The organism is Sphaerisporangium sp. NPDC051017, from assembly GCF_040683095.1.
In the GTDB taxonomy this organism is placed as follows: domain Bacteria; phylum Actinomycetota; class Actinomycetes; order Streptosporangiales; family Streptosporangiaceae; genus Sphaerisporangium.
Window position 1 is genome coordinate 89,091 of record NZ_JBFBCI010000010.1, and the last position, 20,796, is coordinate 109,886.

The window sequence follows — 20,796 nt, forward strand, 5'->3', positions numbered from 1 at the left end:
TCCCCCGCGCGGGCGCGCCCGGCGCGGCGGGACACCCGTCAACACTGGCTATCCCATGCGCTGCTGGTTCAACTTTGACCATGTCGTTACCATGACGGCGGGGCTGACTATCGTCGAGGCGGGGCGGGCGCTGTGGGGCGCATGGGGAAGTTCGTGGCATGGCTGGGCAAGAACGCCGACGGCGTCATCGCCCTCCTGCTGGCCGCGTTCATCGCCTTCCTCGGCACGCGACGATCCTGGCGGCGTGCTGGCACCGCCAGCGGTTCAGCCTGCTGGACATCGACCTCGGGCTGTCGTCCACGATGACGTCCGCTGGGACCTGTCGGCGGACTTCGTCATCATCACCGTCGAGGACCCGAAAGTCCCGCGGGCCTTCGCCGCTGGGCGCGCGACCGTCCCACCCTTTCCCCGCCCCAGGAGCTCTCCTACGACCGGCGCACGGCCCGGGGGACGTTCCCTCCGGCCGCCGCCCCTCAGGCCGCGCTGGACCCGCTGGAGGCCCCGCCGGACACCGGCGGCGAGCACGCCCGCGAGGCCGACCCCGCCGGCCCGCTGCTCGGCAGGATCGCCGAGGTGTGCGAGACGCGCAGCGATCGGGCGCGCATCCGCAAGGTGCAAGGCGACCCGCCACACCTGCTCGTCACCCTCGCCGAGGACGGTTTCGTCCGCCAGCAGCTCATCGGGGCCCACGCCGGGCCGCTGACCGGCGAGGACGTCACGTCCTTCCTGCGGCACGTCCACGCGGCGGGGCTGGAGCACGGCTCCGAGCTGGTGTACCAAGGGCCGGCCCCCTCCCGGCAGGTCCGCGACGACGCGCTGCGCCTCGGCGTGCGCCTGCGCAGCTTCACCGAGTTCCAGGGGCTGCTCGACCTGTCCGAGCACGTCGCCGAGCAGAGCGGACGACCGCCGCTACCCGCCGGCGCTGTACGTCCCGCAGCGGTTCCGCGAGGTCGACCGCGCGGTGGCGGGGGTGCGCGACGACCTCGCCGGCGAGCTGATGCGGCTGCTGGCGGCCGACCACGGCCGGTTCGTGCTGCTCCTCGGCGACTTCGGGCGCGGCAAGACGTTCGCGCTGGGCGAGGTGGCGCGCAGGATCCCCTCCGAACTCCCCCACCTGACGCCGATCTTCATCGAGCCGCGAAGGCCGCCCGCAGTCCCGAGCCCGGTCCGAGCCGTGAGCCCGCCCGAGCCGTGAGCCCATCCGGCGTCCGTCCGGCCTCCATCTGGTGTCGGTCGGGCCTCCGTCCGGCCTCCGTCCGGTACGGCCCGGCGTCAGGCGGGGCGGTCGCGGCGGGCCTGGAGGTCCTCCCACACCTCGGCGACGCGCGCGTCCAGATCGCCGAGGCCGCCCTCGTTCACCACGACGATGTCGGCGATCTTGAGCCGGTCCTCCCGGGAGGCCTGGGCCCTGATCCGCGCCAGGGCGTCCTCCCGCGCCATGCCGCGCAGCGACACCAGGCGCTCCAGGCGCACCTCGTCGGGGGCGTCCACCACGATCACCAGGTCGTACATCGGCGCCAGGCCGTTCTCGGCGAGCAGCGGCACGTCGTACACCACGACGGCGTCCGCCGGGGCCCGCCGTTGCAGCTCGGCCATGCGCTCCCCCACCCTCGGGTGGACGATCGCGTTGAGCCGCTTGAGCTTCTCGGGGTCGGGGAACACGATCTGGCCGAGTTTCTCCCGGTTGAGCGTGCCGTCCTCGCGCAGCACACCCGGGCCGAACTCCTCGACGACGAGGGCCAGGCCGCTCGTGCCCGGCTCGACGACCTCCCGCGCGATCTTGTCGGCGTCGATGACCACCGCGCCGTGGCCGGCCAGGCGCCGGGACACCTCGCTCTTCCCCGATCCGATCCCGCCCGTGAGCCCGATCTTCAGCATGCACGGAAGGGTAGCCAACGCGGGTGGCCGGGGCCTCCCCGAGGTGCCGTCAGGCGGGCTTCCTCATGTGGACCAGGGTGAGGTGCTCGTGGACGCGCTCGCGCCGCGTCTCCCGGTAGCCGAGGCGGCGGTACAGCCGCAGGTTGCCCTCCGAGAGGTGGCCGGTGAACAGGCCGAACGCCTCGGCCTCCGCGCCGAGCTCGCGCTCGATCTCGCCCATCAGCGCCGTCCCGAGGCCCCGGCCCTGGTGGTCGGGGGCGACCACCAGCCGCCCGATGACGCCGGTGCGGTCGGCGAGCCGCCCGCGCACCGCGCCGACGATGCGGTCGCCTCCGAGGGCTCCTCCGAGGGCCTTCAGGACGGTCGAGGAGCCGATCGTCGAGCGCATCTGATCCAGCGACTCCACCAGCGGCGCGATGAACGGGTCGCCGTAGAGCTGGGCCTCGGTCACATAGGCGGCGCGCTGGAGGGTGAGGATCTCTCCGGCGTCCTCGGGCAGGGCCCGCTCGATCCGCGTCACCCGCCCAACTTTAGGGCGGAAACGGGGAAGGGCCCCACCGGATCGATCGGTGGAGCCCTTCTCGTGGTGCTGTCGGAGCGTCAGCTCTGGCCGCCCGCGAGCTTCTCGCGGAGCGCCGCCAGGGCCTCGTCGGATGCCAGGGCGCCCGCGGCCGGGGCCGAGCCGCCACCGCTCGACGCCGGAGCCGTCTCACCGGAGTAGGTGGACGCGCCGGCCGCCTGAGCCTCTTCCTGACGGGCCTTCTCGACCTGCGACTTGTGGGCCTCGAAGCGGGTCTGGGCCTCGGCGTACTGCCGCTCCCACTCCTCGCGCTGCTTCTCGAAGCCTTCCAGCCACTCGCCGGTCTCGGGGTCGAAGCCGTCGGGGTAGATGTAGTTGCCCTGATCGTCGTACGTCGCCGCCATGCCGTAGAGCGTGGGGTCGAACTCGACGTCGGCACCGATCGCGCCCTCGTTCGCCTGCTTCAGCGACAGGGAGATGCGACGGCGGTCGAGGTCGATGTCGATGATCTTGACGAAGATCTCGTCGCCGACCTGGACGACCTGCTCGGGGATCTCGACGTGGCGCTCGGCCAGCTCGGAGATGTGGACCAGGCCCTCGATGCCCTCCTCGACGCGGACGAACGCACCGAACGGCACCAGCTTGGTGACCCGGCCGGGGACGACCTGGCCGATCTGGTGCGTGCGGGCGAACTGCTGCCAGGGGTCCTCCTGCGTCGCCTTGAGCGACAGGGAGACCCGCTCGCGCTCCATGTCGACGTCGAGCACCTCGACGGTGACCTCCTGGCCGACCTCGACGACCTCGGAGGGGTGGTCGATGTGCTTCCAGGAGAGCTCGGAGACGTGGACCAGACCGTCCACACCACCGAGGTCGACGAAGGCGCCGAAGTTGACGATCGAAGAGACGACGCCCTTGCGGACCTGCCCCTTCTGGAGGGTGTTGAGGAAGGTCTGGCGGACCTCGGACTGGGTCTGCTCCAGCCAGGCGCGGCGGGACAAGACCACGTTGTTGCGGTTCTTGTCCAGCTCTATGATCTTCGCCTCGAGCTCGCGCCCGACATACGGCTGCAGGTCGCGGACCCGCCGCATCTCCACCAGAGATGCCGGGAGGAAGCCGCGCAGGCCGATGTCCAGGATGAGACCACCCTTGACGACCTCGATGACCGTGCCGGTGACGATGCCGTCCTCGTCCTTGATCTTCTCGATCGTGCCCCAGGCGCGCTCGTACTGGGCGCGCTTCTTGGACAGGATGAGACGGCCTTCCTTGTCCTCCTTCTGGAGAACAAGCGCCTCGACGTGTTCCCCGACCTCGACGACCTCGGCCGGGTCGACATCGTGCTTGATCGAGAGCTCACGCGAGGGGATGACGCCCTCGGTCTTGTAGCCGATGTCGAGCAAGACCTCGTCTCGATCGACCTTGACGACGGTGCCTTCGACGATGTCGCCGTCGTTGAAGTACTTGATGGTCTCGTCGATCGCGGCGAGGAAGGCCTCCTCGGAACCGATGTCGTTGACCGCTACCTGCGGGGTGTTCGAGGTGGCCTCGGTGCTGCTCGTCATGTGTGGAATTGCTCCGAACGCGGACAGGTGTCGATGTGGCGGACGCGCGGCAGGCCCTTCATCGTTCAAGCCGAGGATGGTCGGATGACCCGTGGTCGACATGACCGAGCGCGAGCCCGCTCCGTCCGAGGCACGCGAGCCCACAGCGCAGCGATCAGCATATGAGAGTACGCGGGCGTGGTCAATCTGGCGCCCACCCGCACAACCCCGTCAACCCCTAGTAAGCGATCGCCACCCCGCGGAGCTTTGCCTGGATCTTACCCTGAAATCGACGGGGCATGGAGACATGTGTGAGATCGCCGTCCGAGGTGTAACGCCTGCCCGGATGCTTGTCGAGCCACCCGAGCCAGTACTCGGAGCACCACTTGCGGCACTCCCCCTTTTTACCGTTGGACTGGATTCTCGGGATGTTATAGGGGTCGTAGTCCTTCGCGTACGGCGAAATCGCGGGTTGGGCCCCGGCGAGGAAGACCGCGTCGAAGTCGTACTTCGTGCCGTCCCACTTCCCCTCGCGCGCACCCGAGCGCTTCTTCGGCCGACTGCCGTAGGGCAGGGCGAAGGTCGGCGTGCGGGGGGCTCCCAGGGAGTCCAGCAGCCGCTGCTGGCGGACGATCGCCTCGCTCACCTTCTTGGCGGTCAGCCGGTGAAGATCGGGGTGGGAGTGGGTGTGGTTGCCCACCTCGAAGCCGTGCGCCACCAGCCACTGGACGGCCGCCGCCTGGCGCGCGTGGTCGCGCAGGCCGAAGGGGTCCCTGTTGATCCAGAAGGTGGCCACCGGCCGGAAGCCGGGGAACTTCTCCGCGACGTCGAAGATGATCCGCACGGCGGTGCCCGGCTTGGGCCGGCCGTCGGAGCCGAGGGCGAAGTGCGAGGGGTGGCCGTCGTCGAAGGTGAGCACCACCGGGTGCGCGCCCGCCGGGACGTCGATGGCGCCCTCGGCGAACTCCGCCGCGGTGATCGGCACGTAGCCGCTCCGGGCGAGTCTCTCCAGCTCGTGCCGCAACTGGTCGGGTGTGCGGTCGATCGAGGCGAGCCGCTTCTTCAGGATGCGGTGGTACATGAGCACCGGGATCATGCCGAGCTCGTTGGCCCGGGCTTGGCGCGCCGACTCGGGGGTCGCCGGCGGCGGGGCGGACGGGGATGGGGACGGGGCGGGCGAAGCGGCGGGCCCGGCGAGGTCGGTGGCCGGGGCGTCGCCGTCGTCGCCTCCCAGGGGGTACACCAGCAGCAGCACCACGGCGGCGACGATCACGACGCCAACGTTCACGATGGCGATGACGGGTGTCAGGCCGGGCGTGGGGCGCACTAGTTATCTCCAGGATCGGCGGCAGGTCGTTTTTCTGCCAGGACAGCACGTTCGGCCTCGTCTGGAGCCAGCGTACACGTCTAGCATGTGTTGAAATTTGACCGTGAACTGGAGTCTGCGCGCCTGTGGCCGGCACGGCCACGTAACCTATGCCCCGGCCGAGGAGGCGCTTCGCGAGCGTCTGAGGGCCGAGACGGCGCTCGGGGAGGCGTGGCGGTGCCTGCGGTGCGGCGACTTCACCCTGGGCGCGCCGCACGGCTCGGGGCCGGCCGCCGACGCCCCCATCGTCCTGCGCGGCAAGGCGCTGCGCGACGCGACCATCCTGCGCGTGCTGGCGGTGTTCCGCTGGGGCAAGGGGCTGCTCGTGCTGGCGGCGGCGTTCGGCGTCTGGCGCTTCCGCGCCCACCACGACGCCATCAACCTGGCGTTCAACGAGGACCTGCCGCTGCTGCAACCGCTCGCCGACAAGATCGGGTGGAACCTGGAGGAGTCGGGCGTGGTGCACACGCTGCGCACGGTGCTGGCCGCCGAGACCCGGACGCTGACGTGGATCGTCACCGGCCTGCTGGTGTTCGGGGCGCTGCTGATGGCCGAGGGCTTCGGCCTGTGGCTGCTGAAGCGCTGGGGCGAGTACTTCGCCGTGGTGGCGACGTCGCTGTTCGTCCCGATCGAGATCTACGAGATCGTCGAGAAGGTCACCTGGCTGAGGATCGTCGTCCTGATGATCAACCTGGCGGCGGTGGCGTACATCCTGCTGACGAAACGCCTGTTCGGCCTGCGGGGCGGGCACGCCGCGCACGAGGCCGAGCGCCACGAGACGAGCCTGCTGGAGGTGGAGACCGCCGCTCTGAACCAGACGATCAGCGGCCGCCACTCCCCCGTCCTGTCATCCCCGGCGGACTGACCCGCCGCCGGCGTCGCGCGCCCGCCCGTGGAGCCGCCGCCCCCGGGACCCGGGCCGGCCGTGGCGACCCGGGCCGCGCGGGTCAGTGGCCGGCGTCCTGCCAGGTGCGGCCGACGCCCACCGAGACGTCCAGCGGGACGCGCAGCTCGTACGCCGCGCACATCTGGGACACGACCAGCTCACGCAGCACCTCCAGCTCGCCCGGCGCCACCTCGAAGACGAGTTCGTCGTGGACCTGCAGCAGCATGCGTGAGCGCAGCCCGCCCTCGTGCAGGGCCCGCTGGACGTTCAGCATGGCGACCTTGATGATGTCGGCGGCCGACCCCTGGATCGGGGCGTTGAGCGCCATGCGCTCGGCCATCTCGCGGCGCTGCCGGTTGTCGCTGGTGAGGTCGGGCAGGTAGCGACGGCGGCCGAGGATGGTCTCGGTGTAGCCGTCGTGGCGGGCCTGCGCGACGATCGCCTCCAGGTAGTCGCGGACGCCGCCGAACTCCTCGAAGTACTCGTTCTTGAGCGCGCGGGCCTCGGCGACCGGGATGTTGAGCTGGCCGGACAGCCCGAAGTCGGACAGGCCGTACGCCAGGCCGTAGTTCATCGCCTTGATGCGGGCGCGCAACTCGCCGCCGACCTGCTCCGGCGGGATGTCGAACACCCGCGAGGCGGTGGCCTGGTGGAAGTCGTGCCCCGACTCGAACGCGGCGATCAGCGCCGCGTCGCCCGACAGGTGCGCCATGATCCGCAGCTCGATCTGGCTGTAGTCGGCGGTGAGCAGGCTCTCGTACCCCTCCCCCACGATGAAGCCCTGGCGGATGCGCCGCCCCTCGGCCGTGCGGATGGGGATGTTCTGCAGGTTGGGCTTCTCCGACGACAGACGCCCGGTGGCCGCGATGATCTGGTTGTAGGTGGTGTGGATGCGCCCGTCGTCGGCGACCTCTTTGATCAGGCCCTCGACGGTGACGCGGAGCTTGGTCTGGTCGCGGTGGCGCAGCAGGATGGTGGGCAGCTCGTTGTCGGTCTGGGTGGCGAGCGTCGCCAGCGCGTCCGCGTCGGTCGTGTAGCCGGTCTTGATCTTCTTCGTCTTCGGCAGGCCGAGCTTGACGAACAGGATCTCCTGGAGCTGCTTGGGCGAGCCGAGGTTGAACTGCTCGCCGACCACCCGGTGGGCCTCCTCGACGGCCTGCTTGACGGCGGCGCCGAACTCGGCCTCGAGCCCGGTGAAGTAGGCGTGGTCGGCGGCGATGCCGGCGCGCTCCAACTCGGCGAGCACGCGCACGAGCGGCAGCTCGACCTCGCGCATCAGCCGGATGCCGCCCCGGGGCTCCAGGTGCGCCTCCAGCGCGTCGGCGAGCTCCTGGACGGCCTGGGCGCGGACGCCGAGCTCCTGGCCGGCGTTCTCCTCGGGGTCGTCGAACAGGGCGGCCTGGCCGCCGGTGTCCGCCTCGGCGCGCAGCTCGCGGTGCAGGTAGCGCAGGACGAGATCGTCCAGGGGGAAGGAGCGCTGGCCGGGCATGGCGAGGTAGGCCGCCAGGGCGGTGTCGCACGTCAGGCCGCGCATGTCGAACCCCTGGGCCCACAGGGCGAGCAGGGGGCCCTTGGCGTCGTGCAGGGCCTTCGGGGCGGACTCGTCGTCGAGCCACCGCCCGAGGGCGGCCTCGTCGGCGGGGGTCAGCTCGGTGAGATCGATGTAGGCCGCACGGCGGTGCCCCTCGGAGTCGGCGGGGGCCGCGACCGCCAGGCCGTCCAGCCTGCCGGTGCCGCTGCCGTAGGCGCCCTTGACGGCGATGCCGGCCCGGCCCTGCGGCATCTCGGCCAGCCAGGCCTCGACCTCGCCGGGGCCGAGCGTCACGACCTCGACGTCGAAGCCTTCCTCGGCCTCGGGCTCGGCGGTGCCGATGCTCTGGTAGAGCCGGTCGCGCAGGACCCGGAACTGCAGGGTGTCGAAGAGCTTGTGGATCTCGTCGCGGTCCCACTGGCCCATCTTCAGGCCCTCGACGTCGGCCTCCAGCGGGACGTCGCGCCGCAGCTCGGTGAGCTGGCGGTTGTGGATGACCTGGCCGAGGTGCTCGCGCAGCTTGTCGCCGACCTTGCCCTTGACCTCGTCGACGCGGTCGACCAGCTCGGTGAGCGAGCCGAACTCCTGGATCCACTTGGTGGCGGTCTTCTCGCCCACGCTGGGGATGCTCGGCAGGTTGTCGCTCGGGTCGCCGCGCAGCGCCGCGAAGTCGGGATACTGCCGCGGGGTCAGGCCGTACTTCTCGGTGACGGCGGCGGGGTCGAAGCGGGTCATGTCGCTGATGCCGCGGCGGGTCATCAGCAGCGTGACGCGGTCGTCGACGAGCTGGAGGGCGTCGCGGTCGCCGGTGACGATCAGGACGTTCATGCCCTGCTCGGACGCGCGGTGGGCGAGCGTGGCGATCAGGTCGTCGGCCTCGTAGCCGGCGAGCGAGAGATAGGGGATGCGCAGCGCGTCGAGCACCTCGAAGATCAGGCTCACCTGGCCGCGGAAGTCCTCCGGGGTCTCCTGGCGGTTGGCCTTGTAGTGCTCGTACGCCTCGTGCCGGAAGGTGGGCTCCGACCGGTCGAAGCACACGACGACGTGGGTGGGCTTCTCGTCGCGCAGGACGTTGATGAGCATCGAGGTGAAGCCGTACACCGCCTCGGTGTGCTGGCCCTCGGTCGTCATCAGGTTGGCTTCCTTGAGCGCGTAGAACGCCCGGTACGCCAGTGAATGCCCGTCGAGCAGGAGCAGGCAGGGACGTGTGGGGGTCGGTTCCTTCTTCGGCACACCCGCAGCCTAGTCTCCATGTACGACAGAACACCCCTCGATGTGCGACTGGAGGGCTTGCCTTGACCATGCAGAACCCCGGGCCGAACCCGGAGCCGGACCCCGGGGACCTGACCCGGCCGGCCACCCTGCACGGCGGCGACTACTACGGGGCGCTGGTCGAGAGCATGGGCATCGAGTTCCTCGAGGTCACGGCCGAGCGCGTGGTGGCGCGCATGCCGGTCAAGGGGAACACCCAGCCGTACGGCCTGCTGCACGGGGGCGCCTCGTGCGTCCTGGCCGAGACGATCGGCTCCACCGGCGCGGCCCTGCACGCCGGGCCGGGGCGGGTGGCCGTGGGGATCGAGATCAACGCGACCCACCACCGCTCCGCACGGGCCGGGTACGTGACGGGCGTGGCCACGTGGCTGCACGGCGGGCGGAGCCTGGCGACCTACGACATCTCGATCACCGACGACGAGGGACGACTGGTGTGCACGTCCCGGCTTACGTGCATGATCCGTGACACGCCGTGAAATTCGCCCCGTATCGGGGCACGATTTAGCACTCTCTTTGCACGGGGGCGTCCCGGCTCGCTAGCGTTGTGACGCCAGAGCCCGTGGGTGATCGAGTAGACAACGTGTGCGGCCGGGGAAGCCCTACATGGCCCCAAAGATCACCTGCGGGCTCCTCGCGCCGACCTGGCCTGGCGCGCCGGGCGGTCGGCGCGGGACGACCCCCGCGGCAGGGATGCCGGCGGGGGTCGTGAACGCCTCGCATGCCTCGCCGGAGGTCCCCGGCGCGACCGCGATCCGCGGCTCAGCCTCCGGCGGACCCGGGCGCCGTGGCCCTGCCCCCGCCGTCCGCGCCGCCCGCCGCGCCGTCGTCGTCGGAATGCGTCGGATCGAGCACGCGCCGCAGGAACGTGCGGGTGCGCGCGTGCTGCGGGTCGCCGATCACCTGCTCGGGCGGGCCCTCCTCGACGATCACCCCCCCGTCCATGAACACCACGCGGTCGGCGACCTCGCGCGCGAAGCTCATCTCGTGGGTGACCACCAGCATCGTCATGCCGTCCTGGGCCAGCTTGCGCATCACCGACAGGACGTCGCCGACCAGCTCGGGGTCGAGCGCGGACGTCGGCTCGTCGAAGAGCATCAGCGCGGGGTCCATGGCGAGGGCGCGGGCGATGGCCACGCGCTGCTGCTGGCCGCCGGACAGCTGCGGCGGGTAGTTGTCGCGCTTCGCGCCGACGCCCACCTTGTCCAGGTTCTCCCGGGCGATCCGCTCCGCCTCCGCCTTGCCGCGCTTGAGCACGCGGCGCTGGGCGATCATGACGTTCTGCAGCACCGTCATGTGCGGGAACAGGTTGAACGACTGGAACACCATGCCGAGCCTGCGCCGGGCGGCGTCGATGTCGACGTCGGGGTCGGTGAGCTCGACGCCGCCGACCGTGACCTTGCCCTTGGTGGGCTGCTCCAGCAGGTTCACGCAGCGCAGCAACGTCGACTTGCCCGAGCCCGAGGGGCCGATGACGCAGACCACCTGCCCCTCGTCCACGGTGAAGTCGACGCCCTTGAGCACCTCCAGGGAACCGAACGACTTGTGCAGGTCCTTGATCTCGACCGCGTGCGCCATCGGGCTCACCGTCCCTTCGCCTGACGCTTTTCGAGGCGTCTCGCCAGGTACCCCAGCGGGATGGTGACGAGCAGGTACGTCAGGCCGACCACCATGATCGGAGTGGCGTTCGCCGTCGTCGAGGCGAGGTCGTTGCCGAACTTCGTGAGCTCGACGTACTCACTGCTCACGCCGAGGAAGAGCACGAGCGAGGAGTCCTTGAGCAGGGCGACGAACTGGTTGGTCGTCGGCGGGATCACGATGCGGATGGCCTGCGGGATGACCACCGAGATCATGGCCCGCGAGTGGGACATGCCGAGCGAGCGGGCCGCCTCGGTCTGGCCCCTCGGCACGGCCTGCAGGCCCGCGCGCAGCGTCTCGGCCATATAGGCGGCGTTGACGACGGTGAGACCGAGGATGCCCTGGCCGTAGATGCCGCCGGGCACCTGGAAGCCGGGCAGGGCCAGCGGCAGGAACAGGATCAACAGGAAGATCAGCAGGGCGGGCAGGCCGCGGAAGATCTCGATGTAGATCGTCGCGATCCAGCGGTAGGGCCGCACGGAGGACATGCGCATGAGGGCGAGCAGCAGGCCGCCCAGGGAACCGAAGACGAAGCCGCCGACGGAGTAGATGATCGTGTTCTTGAGCGCGACCGTGAACACGTCGGGGAACGCCTGCTTCGCCACGTCCCACTTGGCGAAGTTCTGGGCGAGCCCCTCCCAGTTGGTGAGGAGGGCGATGGCGACCGCCGCGGCGATCAGCACGACGTACTGGACGCCGCGGCTGACGCGCTGCCGCTTCCGGGGGCTCATCCGGGTCCTGCCGGGCCCTGTCCTGTCAGGTACGGGCCCGGCAGGACCGGCGGGACCGGCCGCCATGGACTGATCGGTCATGAGGTCAGGAGACTCCAAGCTCGCCGGGCTTCTTGCCGAACCACTTGACGTAGATCTGCTCGTAGGTGCCGTCCGACTTGGCCTTGGCGATCTCGTCGTTGATCGTCTTGGCGAGCGCGTCGTTGCCCAGCTTCATGCCGATGCCGTACTGCTCACCGGTGTCGAGGCTGGCGACCAGCTCGAACTTGTCGGCGATCTCCGGCTTCTTCAGCCAGGTGAGCACGACCGGCAGGTCCTGGACGATCACGTCCGCCTGGCCCGACTGCAGGCCGAGCAGCTCCTTCGGGGAGTCGGCGAACTCGGTCGGGTTGAAGCCCTTGCCCTTGACGTAGTCGAGGCCGGTGGTGGAGGCCTGCGCGCCCAGCTTGAGATTCTTCGCCTTCACGTCGTCGAGCGACTTCACGCCCGTACCCTTCTTGGCGAGCAGCGCCTGCGTCGCGTCGAAATACGGGTCGGAGAACAGCATGTTCTTCTTGCGCTCGTCTGTGATCGTCATGCCGGCCGCGGCGACGTCGCACTTGCCGGCGTTCAGCGCGGCGCCGCTCTTGATCACCGCGAAGTCGATGTCGACGATGTCCTGCGTCACGCCGAGCTTCTTGGCCGCGAGGTCGACGATGTCCACGTCGAACCCGACGGTCTTGTCACCCTCCTTGAACTGGAAGGGCTCGTAGGGCAGGTTCGTGCAGGTCGTGAGCTTGCCGGGGTTGATCAGCTTGATCCCCGAGGCGTCGGTGCCGCCGGCGGGCGCGCCGGCGCTGCTGCTCGCACTCGTGTCGGAGCCGGAACCGCCACCACCACAGGCCGAGAGAAGGCATGCGGCGCCCACGGCGACCGCCCCGATTGATGTCATACGGCGACGCCTGGACCAAAAGACCACAACGTCCTCCTCTTTAGCTGTAAGTCGGAGTTAAGTTAACTTACCGTAACCCTGGCCATGGTCCCGCACCTGGTCACCTGGGGTATTACCGGAAAGAAACGATCGCACAACACCTCTCACATCCTGGTGCTCCGGCCTGCGTGGCGAAGCCTAGAGTTCGAACGTGCGGGCACCCTCCGTCATGTTGAGTTCCACGGCCCTTCTCGCCTTTCTGGCCGCGGGTCTGGTCACGGGCTGCTCCGGTACCCCCGCCAAGCCGGCCGCGACGCCGTCTCCCACTTACGTGATCCCGCCGCAGACGGCACGGCCGGACGAGAAGGTCATCACGGCGGCCCCGGTCGTCGACGGCCAGATGCGGTTCCGCGTCCTGTCGTTCCAGGACGGCATGCCGAGCATGTTCGGCAGCCACGCCGAGTGGAACGCCAAGGGCCGGTACGCCCGGGTGCGCGTCCTCATCGAGAGCACCGACCGGACGAACCAGAAGTTCGACGCCAAGCAGCAACTGCTGGTCGCGGCCGACGGGCGCACCTTCCACGTCGACGGCTTCGCCCAGGCGATCAAGCGGCAGCCCGACGAGTTGCCCGTGGGCAGCTTCGTCCGCATGGAGTTCGACCTGTGGTACGACGTGCCCAAGGACTCGCGCATCACCAAGATCCGCTTCGTCGCCGACCCGCCTCTCGGCGCGATCGGCCCGTCCAAGGGCGTCGACGTCGCGCTGCGCTGACTCCTTCTCCGGCACGACCCCGCCGCGCCCGTGAGTCTGCCACGGCCGCGGCGGGCTCCGCACGACACCACGCGCCGGTGGCGCCGGTTCGGCTCCCGCCGCGGCCGCCCGCTCAGTTCGCGCCGGACTCGGCCGGGCCGAACTCGCCGCCGAGGTACGCCGCGCGCACCTGCGGGTCGTTCAGAAGATCGGCCGCCGGCGCCGACTTGACGACCTTGCCGGTCTCCAGCACGTACGCCCGGTGGGCGAGCTGGAGTGCCTGCTGGGCGTTCTGCTCCACCAGCAGGACGGTGGTGCCGCGGTCGTTGATCTCCTTGATGATGGTGAAGATCTGCGCGACCAGCATCGGGGCGAGCCCCATCGACGGCTCGTCCAGCAGCAGCACCTTGGGCTTGCTCATCAGCGCCCGCCCGATGGCGACCATCTGCTGCTCACCGCCCGACATCGTGCCGCCGGCCTGGTTCCTGCGCTCGGCCAGCCGCGGGAACAGCTCGAAGACCTCGTCGAGGTCCTTGGTGAGGTCTCCGCTGCGGGTGTAGGCGCCCATCAGGAGGTTCTCGGTCACCGTCATGCCCGGGAAGACCCCGCGGCCCTCCGGAGACTGGCCGATCCCGGCGCGGACCCGCTTGTGCCCGGGCATCTTGCTGATGTCCTTGCCGTCGAAGGTGACGGTACCCGACGTCAGCGCCCGCAGGCCCGAGATCGTCTTCAGCGTCGTGGTCTTGCCGGCCCCGTTCGCGCCGATCAGCGTGACGATCTCGCCCTCGGCCACCTCCAGCGAGATGCCCTTGATGGCCTCGATCTTGCCGTAGTGGACGCGCATGTCCTTGACTTCAAGAAGCATCTGCCGGAGCTCCCAAGTACGCCTCGATGACCCGCGGGTCGTTCTGCACCTCGGCTGGAAGACCATCGGCGATCTTCTGCCCGAAGTCGAGCACCGCGATGCGGTCGCTGATGCCCATCACCAGGGCCATGTCGTGCTCGATGAGCAGGACCGTGCGCCCGTCGTCGCGGATCTTGCGGATCAGGACCTGGAGCGACTCCTTCTCCGCCGGGTTCATACCCGCCGCGGGCTCGTCCAGCAGCAGCAACTTGGGCTTGGTGGCGAGCGCGCGGGCGATCTCCAGCCTCCGCTGGTCGCCGTAGGGGAGGTTCTTGGCGGTCTCCTCGGCGCGGTGCGGGATGCCCACGAACTCCAGGAGCTCCATGGCGAGGGCCTTGCCGTCCCGCTCCTCGTTGCGGTGCCACGGGAGGCCGAGCGCCACGCTGATCATGCCCGCGCGGTGGTGGGCGTCGGCCCCGACCATCACGTTCTCCAGCGCCGACATGTTGTGGAACAGCCGGATGTTCTGGAACGTACGGGCGATGCCGCGCTTGGTGACCTTGAACCGCTTCATGCCGTCGATGCGGTCGCCGTCGAACACCACCATGCCGGACGTCGGCCTGTAGACGCCGGTGACGACGTTGAACACCGTCGTCTTCCCGGCGCCGTTCGGGCCGATGAGCGCGAAGATCTCGCCCTCGTTGATCGTCAGCTCGACCTCACGCAGCGCGACGACGCCGCCGAACTGCATCTTGACGCTCTGCAACTGCAGAAGCGGGCGCGGTTCGCTCATTTGGCTGCTCCCTCGGCCGCGGCCTGGGTCTCCGGACCCGGGACCTCGGCCCCCATGCTTCCCATTCCTCCCGTGCCCTCCGCCAGTTCCGCCTTGCGGCGGCGGGACGGCAGCAGGCCCTCCGGACGGAAGATCATCAGCGCGACCAGGGCGGCGCCGAAGACCAGGATGCGGTAGTCGGACAGGCCGCGGAAGCGCTCGGGCAGCCACGCGACGAGGAACGCGCCCAGGATGACGCCGGGGATGTTCCCCGAGCCGCCGAGCACGACCGCCGCCAGGATGGTCGCCGAGAGCATGAACAGGAAGTCGTTCGGGTTGATCGAGATGGTCTTGCCGGCCCAGACGACTCCCATGGCGCCGCCGATCGAGGCGCCGATCGCGAAGGCCAGCAGCTTGAACTTGAAGGTCGGCACGCCCATGACCTCGGCGGCGTCCTCGTCCTCGCGGATGGCGGCCCACGCGCGGCCGACGCGGCTCTTCTCCCAGCGCTTCACGAAGATGATGATCGCGGTGGCGACGACGACCAGCAGGTAGTAGTACGGCCGGGGGTCCAGCACGCCGTAGTGGAAGACGTCCACCCCGAAGATCTGGACGCCGTCGATGCTCGGCGGGTGCGGGATGCCGGCGATGCCGCGGGGGCCGCCGATGGCGTCGGTGTTCTCGGCCGTCTGCCGGACGATCTCACCGAATCCGAGCGTGACGATCGCCAGGTAGTCGCCCCGGAGGCGCAGCGTCGGACCGCCCAGCACGATGCCGGACAAGGCCGACAGCAGGACGCCGGCGATCAGGATCTCCCAGAAGTTCAGCCCGACCCTGGTGCCCAGCAGGGCCATCGCGTACCCGCCGATGGCGAAGAACGCGACGTACCCGAGGTCGAGCAGCCCGGCCTGGCCGACGACCACGTTGAGGCCGATCCCCAGCAGCACGTAGGTGCCGATGGGGAAGAACAGGACGCTGGCCCAGTCGCTGTAGGGCGACATGAACTGCCCGATGGTGTCCGAGGGCAGCAGCAGGGCGATGACGAACAGCAGGACGTAGACCGTCCATCGCTGCCAGCCGGAGGCGGTCGCCCAGCGGTCGCGGACGCGGTCGAGGAACGACCCGACGGCGTTACGGCGGTTGCCGATCGTGGAATCGGTGCTCATGCGCGCGCCTGCTGGAGAGATTCACCGAGGATGCCGGTGGGCCGGAACATCAGGACCAGGACGAGAACGGTGAAGGCGATGACATCCTTCCATCCCGAGCCGAAGACGGCGGCGCCGTAGTTCTCGATGAGACCGAGGAACAGGCCGCCGAGCAACGCTCCACGTAGGTTGCCGATGCCCCCGAGCACCGCGGCCGTGAACGCCTTGATGCCGAGGAGGAAGCCGATGGAGAACTTGGTGACCTCGAACTGCAGGATGAACAGCGCACCGGCGAGGCCGGCCATCAGGCCGCCGATGAGGAACGTCACGCGCACGATCTTGTCGATGTCGACGCCCATCAGGACCGCGGTCTGCGGGTCCTGCGAGGTCGCGCGGATACCGCGGCCGATCTTCGTGCGGTTCACCAGCAGGTCGAGCAGCACCATCATGCCGACCGCCGCCACGAAGATCAGCACCTGGTCGATGCGGACCTGCGCGCCGCCGAACGTGAACAGGGTGTCCTTCTCCATGATGCGCGCGACGCCCATCTGGTTGCGGCCCTGCTGCGGACGGTTGAACACGTGCGGGATGATCACCAGGGCGAAGAGCTCCTGCAGGAAGAGCGAGGCACCGATGGCCGAGATGAGCGCCGCCAGGCGGGACGCGCCGCGTTTTCGCAGCGGGCGGTAGGCGATGCGCTCCAGCAGCATGGCCGACCCGGCGGACGCGGCGCCTCCCGCGAGCAGCATCAGCAGCAGGCCGCCGACGAGCGCCAGGCCGGTCAGCGGCTTGGTGATGCCGAGCGTCATCACCACGAACGCCGACGCCATGGTGCCGATCATGAAGATCTCGGAGTGCGCGAAGTTGATGAGGCGCAGGACGCCGTAGACCATCGTGTAGCCGAGGGCGACGAGGCCGTAGATCGCGCCCAGGATGAGGCCGTCGATCGTGTACGGCCAGAAGGAGCCGAGAAGGTTATCGAACACGGATAATCGCTTTCAGGGGAGCCTTCACGCGGGAAGGGACGGGGGCGGGACCGCCAAGGCGTTCCCGCCCCCTCATACCTGGCCGGTAACTTTGGTCCGTCAGCCGAGCGTGGCCGTCGTCGTGTCGCCGAGCAGGCCGATCTGGCCACCCTTGACCTGGTAAATGTAGATCGACTTCGCCGAGGGCTCACCGTTCGGGTCGAACTTGATGGGCTTGGAGATGCCCTGGAAGTCCGACTTGCCGACCGCGTCGTTGATGGCGTCGGTGGTGGTCGCACCGGAGCCGATCGCCTTCAGGAACGTCGTCATCGCGTCGTAGCCCTCGGTGGCGTAGATCAGCGGGTCGGCGCCGAACTTCGCCTTGTAGTCGGTGGCGAACTTCTTGACCTTCTCGTCGGTCTCGGCCGCGGTCGGGATGCGGCAGGGGCAGCCGATGAGCGCGCCCTCGGCCTGCGGGGCGCCGGCGCTCTCGATGAGGCCCTTGTCGAGCGAGCCGTCAGCGGAGAAGAACTTCGCCGTCACGCCCTTGTCGCGGAGCTGCTTGAGCAGCTTGCCGGCGGCGGCGTAGTAGCCGCCGAAGAAGATGGCGTCCGGCTTGGCGGAGACGACCTTGTTGACGGTCGAGGAGTAGTCGGTAGCCGCGGGGTCGAGCGCGTCGTCCGTCAGCGTGACGCCCTTGGACTTGAGCTGCCCGCGGACGGCGTCGCCGAGGCCCTTGCCGTACTCGGACTTGTCGTCGATGACGAAGACGTTCTTGGCGGCCGCCGCGCCGGCGATGAAGTCGGCGATGGCCGGCCCCTGCACACCGTCGTTCGGGACGACGCGGTGCCAGTACTTCCATCCGTTCTTGGCAAGGTCCACGTTGGTGGCCGAGGCGGAGATGTTCGGGATCTTCGCCTCCTCCAGCACCGGGACGGCCTGCTTGGACTCACCGGAGAAAGCCGGACCGACCAGGCCGACGATCTTGTCGGTCTTGATGGCCTTCTGAGCAAGGGAGACAGCCGTCGTCGCGTCCGCGCGGCTGTCGTACTTGATCATCTCCACCTTGACCTTGGGGTTGGTGGCGTTGTACTCGTCGACGGCAAGCTGGGCGCCGTTGCTCGGCGGGATGACGATGCCGGAGTTCTCACCCGACAGGTCGCCCATGAAGCCGATCTTGAGAACGGACGGCGCGGCGGAACCGGAGCTGTCACCGCCCGAGCCCGACCCTGAATCGCCACCACACGCGGCGAGACCAACGGTAAGTGCCACACCGACGGCGAGCACGCCCCCGAGGCGAGCAATCTTGGGCCGCAAGGTTGCCTTCCTTTCGCCTGATCCCGCGTCGGGATCGGGTTCACAGAGCCACCCTGGCGATCTGTCCAGGGCTCGTTGACGGCATTACACTCAGCTCAAGTCACAGGTCGGTACAGAGTCACATCACGTTACCGCTTCGTTATCACACCGGTCCTCTTCGGCGATCGACCCGAAAAGTAAAGGTCACATGGGCGATGAGGCATGGCGCACTCCTCACGGGACCGGCCCCGGGGATCGCCCACAGCACACGCGCACCACTCTTTGACACGGAGGGCGCCGTCATTCTGACACACCCTGTGCGCCCCCACCAGCGAGCGGGATGCGCACGGAAGCGCGCGGCGTAGGGGTGCTGCCTCACAAGCCCTCAGGGAGCCTCAGGGCTCCGCGGGCACGTCCTGGGCGTCGGTGACCACGGCCTGGGCTACCTGGCGCATGCTCATGCGGCGGTCCATGGAGGCCTTCTGGATCCAGCGGAAAGCCTGCGGCTCGGTCCAGCCGTGCTGCGCAATCAGCAGGCCCTTGGCGCGCTCGACGAGCTTGCGGGTCTCCAGGCGCTCGCCGAGGGTGGTGACCTCCTTCTCGAGCGCCATGATCTCGACGTGGCGGCTCACGGCCATCTCGATGGCCGGCACCAGGTCGGACTTGGTGAACGGCTTCACCAGGTAGGCCATGGCCCCGGCGTCCCTGGCCCGCTCGACCAGGTCGCGCTGGGAGAACGCCGTCAGGATCAGGCAGGGGGCCACGCGCTCGGACACGATGCGCTCGGCGGCCGAGATGCCGTCCAGGATCGGCATCTTCACGTCCAGGATCACCAGATCGGGGCGTTGCTCCAAGGCGAGCCCGACGGCCGACTCGCCGTCCCCGGCCTCCCCGACGACGGCATAGCCCTCCTCTTCCAGCATCTCCTTGAGGTCGAGGCGGATCAGAGCCTCGTCTTCCGCGATCACCACTCGCCGCTGCGTACTCACGACCAAGAGAGTACCTACGTCCGCTAGATTAGGGGCACGAGCCTCACGGCGCCCCGATAGACCAACGGCAGAGTCAATGGCCTCAAAATCCATCAAGTGTGGGTTCGAATCCCACTCGGGGCACTGAAGCGGGAACCCAGCGCGAACAGCGGCGGGGACCCAGACGCGAATCGGGCACCCACGCACGACGGGAGCGACCCGTCGAGGGCCGCTCCCGTCCGCCGCGAGGCCGTTTCCGTCGCGACATCGTCCTGATTCGGCCCGCCGGAGCCCTCCGGCGGGCCGAACTTCGCTCAGCCGGCGCTGGAGACCGCCGAGCCGATGGTGTGCACGCGCAGGGCGTTGGTGGACCCGGGGTTGCCGGGAGGCGAGCCGGCGACGATCACGACCTTGTCGCCCTTCTCGCAGCGGCCGAGCGAGAGCAGGGCCGACTCGACCTGGCGCACCATGTCGTCGGTGTGGTGGACGAAGGGGACCTCGAAGGTCTCGACGCCCCACGTGAGCGCGAGCTGGCCGCGCACCTCGGGCGCGGAGGTGAAGGCCAGCAGCGGGATCGGCGAGCGGTAGCGGGCCAGACGGCGCGCGGTCTCACCGGACATCGTGAAGGCGCACAGGGCCTTGGCCCCGACGATCGCGCCGACCTCGGCGGCGGCGCGGGCGATGGCCCCGCCGGTCGTCTCCGGAAGGCGGTCGAAGGTGTGGGTGGACTGCAGCGTCTCGGCCTCGGCGGCGCAGGCGATGCGGTCCATGGTGGCCACGGCCTCGATCGGGTGGTCGCCGACCGACGTCTCGCCCGAGAGCATGACCGCGTCGGCGCCGTCCATGACGGCGTAGGCGACGTCGGAGGCCTCGGCGCGGGTGGGCCGGGGCGCGCTCATCATCGAGTCCAGCATCTGGGTGGCGACGATGACCGGGTGGGCCTTCTCGCGCGCCAGGGCGATGGCACGGCGCTGGACGATCGGGACCTGCTCCAGCGGAAGCTCCACGCCGAGGTCGCCGCGGGCGACCATGATGCCGTCGAAAGCGTCGACGATCTCCTCCAGGAGGTCGACGGCCTGCGGCTTCTCGATCTTGGCGAGCAGCGGGAGGTGCACGCCCTCCTCGTCCATGATCTGCCGGACCAGGGCGGCGTCATCGGGGCTGCGGACGAAGGAGAGGGCGATCAGGTCGAAGCCCGTGCGCAGCGCCCAGCGCAGGTCTTCCTCGTCCTTCTCGGTGAGGGCGGGGGCGGACACGGCGACGCCGGGCAGGTTGAGGCCCTTGTTGTTGGAGATCATGCCGCCGACGACGACCTTGGTGACGACGCGCGGGCCCTCGACGGCCGTGGCCTCCAGGACCAGGCGCCCGTCGTCGACCAGGATCTTGTCGCCCGGCTTGACGTCGGTGGGCAGGCCCTCGTAGGTGGTGGAGACCAGCGCGCGGTCGCCGGGGACGTCCTCGGTCGTGATCGTGAAGACGTCGCCGAAGCCCAGGCGGACCGGGCCCTCGGCGAAGCGGCCGACCCGGATCTTGGGCCCCTGCAGGTCCGCCAGGACGCCTACGGCCTTGCCTAGGTCGGCGGCGGCCTCCCGCACCCGGCCGTGAATCTCCTTGTGGAGCTCATGGCTCCCATGACTGAGGTTGAACCGGGCGACGTTCATTCCCGCCGCGATCAGTTCGCGCAGGCGCTCCGGAGAGGAGGTGGCCGGCCCCAGTGTGCACACGATCTTCGCTCGACGACTCACAAGTCCTACCCTAATTGGTACAGACCACTTGGCGATGACGAAG

General features: G+C 69.3%; 20 protein-coding genes and 1 tRNA gene. 5 read left to right on the plus strand and 16 right to left on the minus strand.

Features of this window, described 5'->3' with window-relative positions; all coding sequences use genetic code 11:
* Positions 1-264 precede the first annotated feature (264 nt).
* Positions 265-882, minus strand: a complete 618-nt coding sequence (locus tag AB0M95_RS11825) for a hypothetical protein (protein ID WP_363762380.1) — start codon at positions 880-882, stop codon at positions 265-267.
* Positions 883-970: 88 nt separating this feature from the next.
* Between AB0M95_RS11825 and AB0M95_RS11830 the strand changes: the two genes are divergently transcribed.
* Positions 971-1,195, plus strand: coding sequence for a hypothetical protein (locus AB0M95_RS11830; RefSeq protein WP_363762382.1), 225 nt, complete (start codon positions 971-973; stop codon positions 1,193-1,195).
* Between the two features lie 77 nt (positions 1,196-1,272).
* Here the strand turns inward: AB0M95_RS11830 and coaE are convergent, their stop codons facing one another.
* The 4 genes from coaE to AB0M95_RS11850 form a co-directional block, all read right to left on the minus strand.
* Positions 1,273-1,878, minus strand: coding sequence for a dephospho-CoA kinase (gene coaE, locus AB0M95_RS11835; RefSeq protein WP_363762385.1), 606 nt, complete (start codon positions 1,876-1,878; stop codon positions 1,273-1,275).
* Between the two features lie 49 nt (positions 1,879-1,927).
* The gene (locus AB0M95_RS11840) at positions 1,928-2,398 is read right to left on the minus strand and encodes a GNAT family N-acetyltransferase (RefSeq protein WP_363762388.1); all 471 of its coding nucleotides are present in this window, start codon (positions 2,396-2,398) and stop codon (positions 1,928-1,930) included.
* Between the two features lie 80 nt (positions 2,399-2,478).
* A complete protein-coding gene (gene rpsA / locus AB0M95_RS11845; RefSeq protein WP_363762391.1) occupies positions 2,479-3,957 on the minus strand; it encodes a 30S ribosomal protein S1 in 1,479 nt (492 codons plus the stop codon).
* A 217-nt stretch (positions 3,958-4,174) separates the two neighbouring features.
* A complete protein-coding gene (locus AB0M95_RS11850; RefSeq protein ID WP_363762394.1) occupies positions 4,175-5,224 on the minus strand; it encodes a polysaccharide deacetylase family protein in 1,050 nt (349 codons plus the stop codon).
* Between the two features lie 142 nt (positions 5,225-5,366).
* Here AB0M95_RS11850 and AB0M95_RS11855 point away from each other — a divergent pair, with 142 nt between their 5' ends.
* On the plus strand, positions 5,367-6,167 hold the full coding sequence (locus tag AB0M95_RS11855; RefSeq protein WP_358513913.1) for a DUF2127 domain-containing protein: 801 nt from the start codon (positions 5,367-5,369) through the stop codon (positions 6,165-6,167).
* Between the two features lie 82 nt (positions 6,168-6,249).
* On the opposite strand, the gene polA is transcribed toward AB0M95_RS11855, so the two are convergent.
* On the minus strand, positions 6,250-8,952 hold the full coding sequence (gene polA, locus AB0M95_RS11860; RefSeq protein WP_363762397.1) for a DNA polymerase I: 2,703 nt from the start codon (positions 8,950-8,952) through the stop codon (positions 6,250-6,252).
* Positions 8,953-9,119: 167 nt separating this feature from the next.
* On the opposite strand from polA, the gene AB0M95_RS11865 reads away from it, so the two are divergent.
* Complete coding sequence (locus AB0M95_RS11865) at positions 9,120-9,467, plus strand: hotdog fold thioesterase (RefSeq protein ID WP_358514240.1); 348 nt, start codon at positions 9,120-9,122, stop codon at positions 9,465-9,467.
* 283 nt (positions 9,468-9,750) lie between these two features.
* Here AB0M95_RS11865 and AB0M95_RS11870 read toward each other — a convergent pair whose 3' ends face one another.
* The 3 genes from AB0M95_RS11870 to AB0M95_RS11880 all read right to left on the minus strand — a co-directional run bounded on the left by AB0M95_RS11870 (position 9,751) and on the right by AB0M95_RS11880 (position 12,288).
* Entirely contained in the window at positions 9,751-10,566 is an 816-nt protein-coding gene (locus AB0M95_RS11870; RefSeq protein WP_363762400.1) for an amino acid ABC transporter ATP-binding protein, read from the minus strand.
* A 5-nt stretch (positions 10,567-10,571) separates the two neighbouring features.
* The gene (locus AB0M95_RS11875; RefSeq protein ID WP_358513907.1) at positions 10,572-11,357 is read right to left on the minus strand and encodes an amino acid ABC transporter permease; all 786 of its coding nucleotides are present in this window, start codon (positions 11,355-11,357) and stop codon (positions 10,572-10,574) included.
* Between the two features lie 85 nt (positions 11,358-11,442).
* Complete coding sequence (locus AB0M95_RS11880) at positions 11,443-12,288, minus strand: ABC transporter substrate-binding protein (RefSeq protein ID WP_363762404.1); 846 nt, start codon at positions 12,286-12,288, stop codon at positions 11,443-11,445.
* A 190-nt stretch (positions 12,289-12,478) separates the two neighbouring features.
* Here AB0M95_RS11880 and AB0M95_RS11885 point away from each other — a divergent pair, with 190 nt between their 5' ends.
* Positions 12,479-13,039 carry a DUF4352 domain-containing protein gene (locus tag AB0M95_RS11885; RefSeq protein ID WP_363762407.1) on the plus strand — a complete coding sequence of 187 codons (561 nt, stop codon included), beginning with the start codon at positions 12,479-12,481 and terminating at the stop codon, positions 13,037-13,039.
* 112 nt (positions 13,040-13,151) lie between these two features.
* Here AB0M95_RS11885 and AB0M95_RS11890 read toward each other — a convergent pair whose 3' ends face one another.
* From AB0M95_RS11890 to AB0M95_RS11915, 6 genes are all read right to left on the minus strand, one after another.
* Positions 13,152-13,883 carry an ABC transporter ATP-binding protein gene (locus tag AB0M95_RS11890; RefSeq protein WP_358513901.1) on the minus strand — a complete coding sequence of 244 codons (732 nt, stop codon included), beginning with the start codon at positions 13,881-13,883 and terminating at the stop codon, positions 13,152-13,154.
* On the minus strand, positions 13,873-14,655 hold the full coding sequence (locus AB0M95_RS11895) for an ABC transporter ATP-binding protein (RefSeq protein ID WP_363762410.1): 783 nt from the start codon (positions 14,653-14,655) through the stop codon (positions 13,873-13,875). Before AB0M95_RS11895 ends, AB0M95_RS11890 begins: the two co-directional genes overlap by 11 nt.
* Entirely contained in the window at positions 14,652-15,800 is a 1,149-nt protein-coding gene (locus tag AB0M95_RS11900; RefSeq protein WP_363762413.1) for a branched-chain amino acid ABC transporter permease, read from the minus strand. The genes AB0M95_RS11895 and AB0M95_RS11900 overlap by 4 nt, the downstream gene beginning before the upstream one ends.
* On the minus strand, positions 15,797-16,765 hold the full coding sequence (locus tag AB0M95_RS11905; protein ID WP_358513897.1) for a branched-chain amino acid ABC transporter permease: 969 nt from the start codon (positions 16,763-16,765) through the stop codon (positions 15,797-15,799). The genes AB0M95_RS11900 and AB0M95_RS11905 overlap by 4 nt, the downstream gene beginning before the upstream one ends.
* Positions 16,766-16,864: 99 nt before the next feature.
* Positions 16,865-18,061 (minus strand): branched-chain amino acid ABC transporter substrate-binding protein, encoded by a 1,197-nt coding sequence (locus tag AB0M95_RS11910; protein WP_363762416.1) that lies wholly within the window; start codon positions 18,059-18,061, stop codon positions 16,865-16,867.
* A 374-nt stretch (positions 18,062-18,435) separates the two neighbouring features.
* Positions 18,436-19,029 (minus strand): response regulator, encoded by a 594-nt coding sequence (locus tag AB0M95_RS11915; RefSeq protein WP_363762419.1) that lies wholly within the window; start codon positions 19,027-19,029, stop codon positions 18,436-18,438.
* A 50-nt stretch (positions 19,030-19,079) separates the two neighbouring features.
* Here AB0M95_RS11915 and AB0M95_RS11920 point away from each other — a divergent pair.
* Positions 19,080-19,152: transfer RNA gene (locus AB0M95_RS11920), tRNA-Leu, on the plus strand.
* Positions 19,153-19,322: 170 nt separating this feature from the next.
* On the opposite strand, the gene pyk is transcribed toward AB0M95_RS11920, so the two are convergent.
* Complete coding sequence (pyk, locus tag AB0M95_RS11925) at positions 19,323-20,753, minus strand: pyruvate kinase (protein WP_363762422.1); 1,431 nt, start codon at positions 20,751-20,753, stop codon at positions 19,323-19,325.
* Positions 20,754-20,796: the final 43 nt, after the last annotated feature.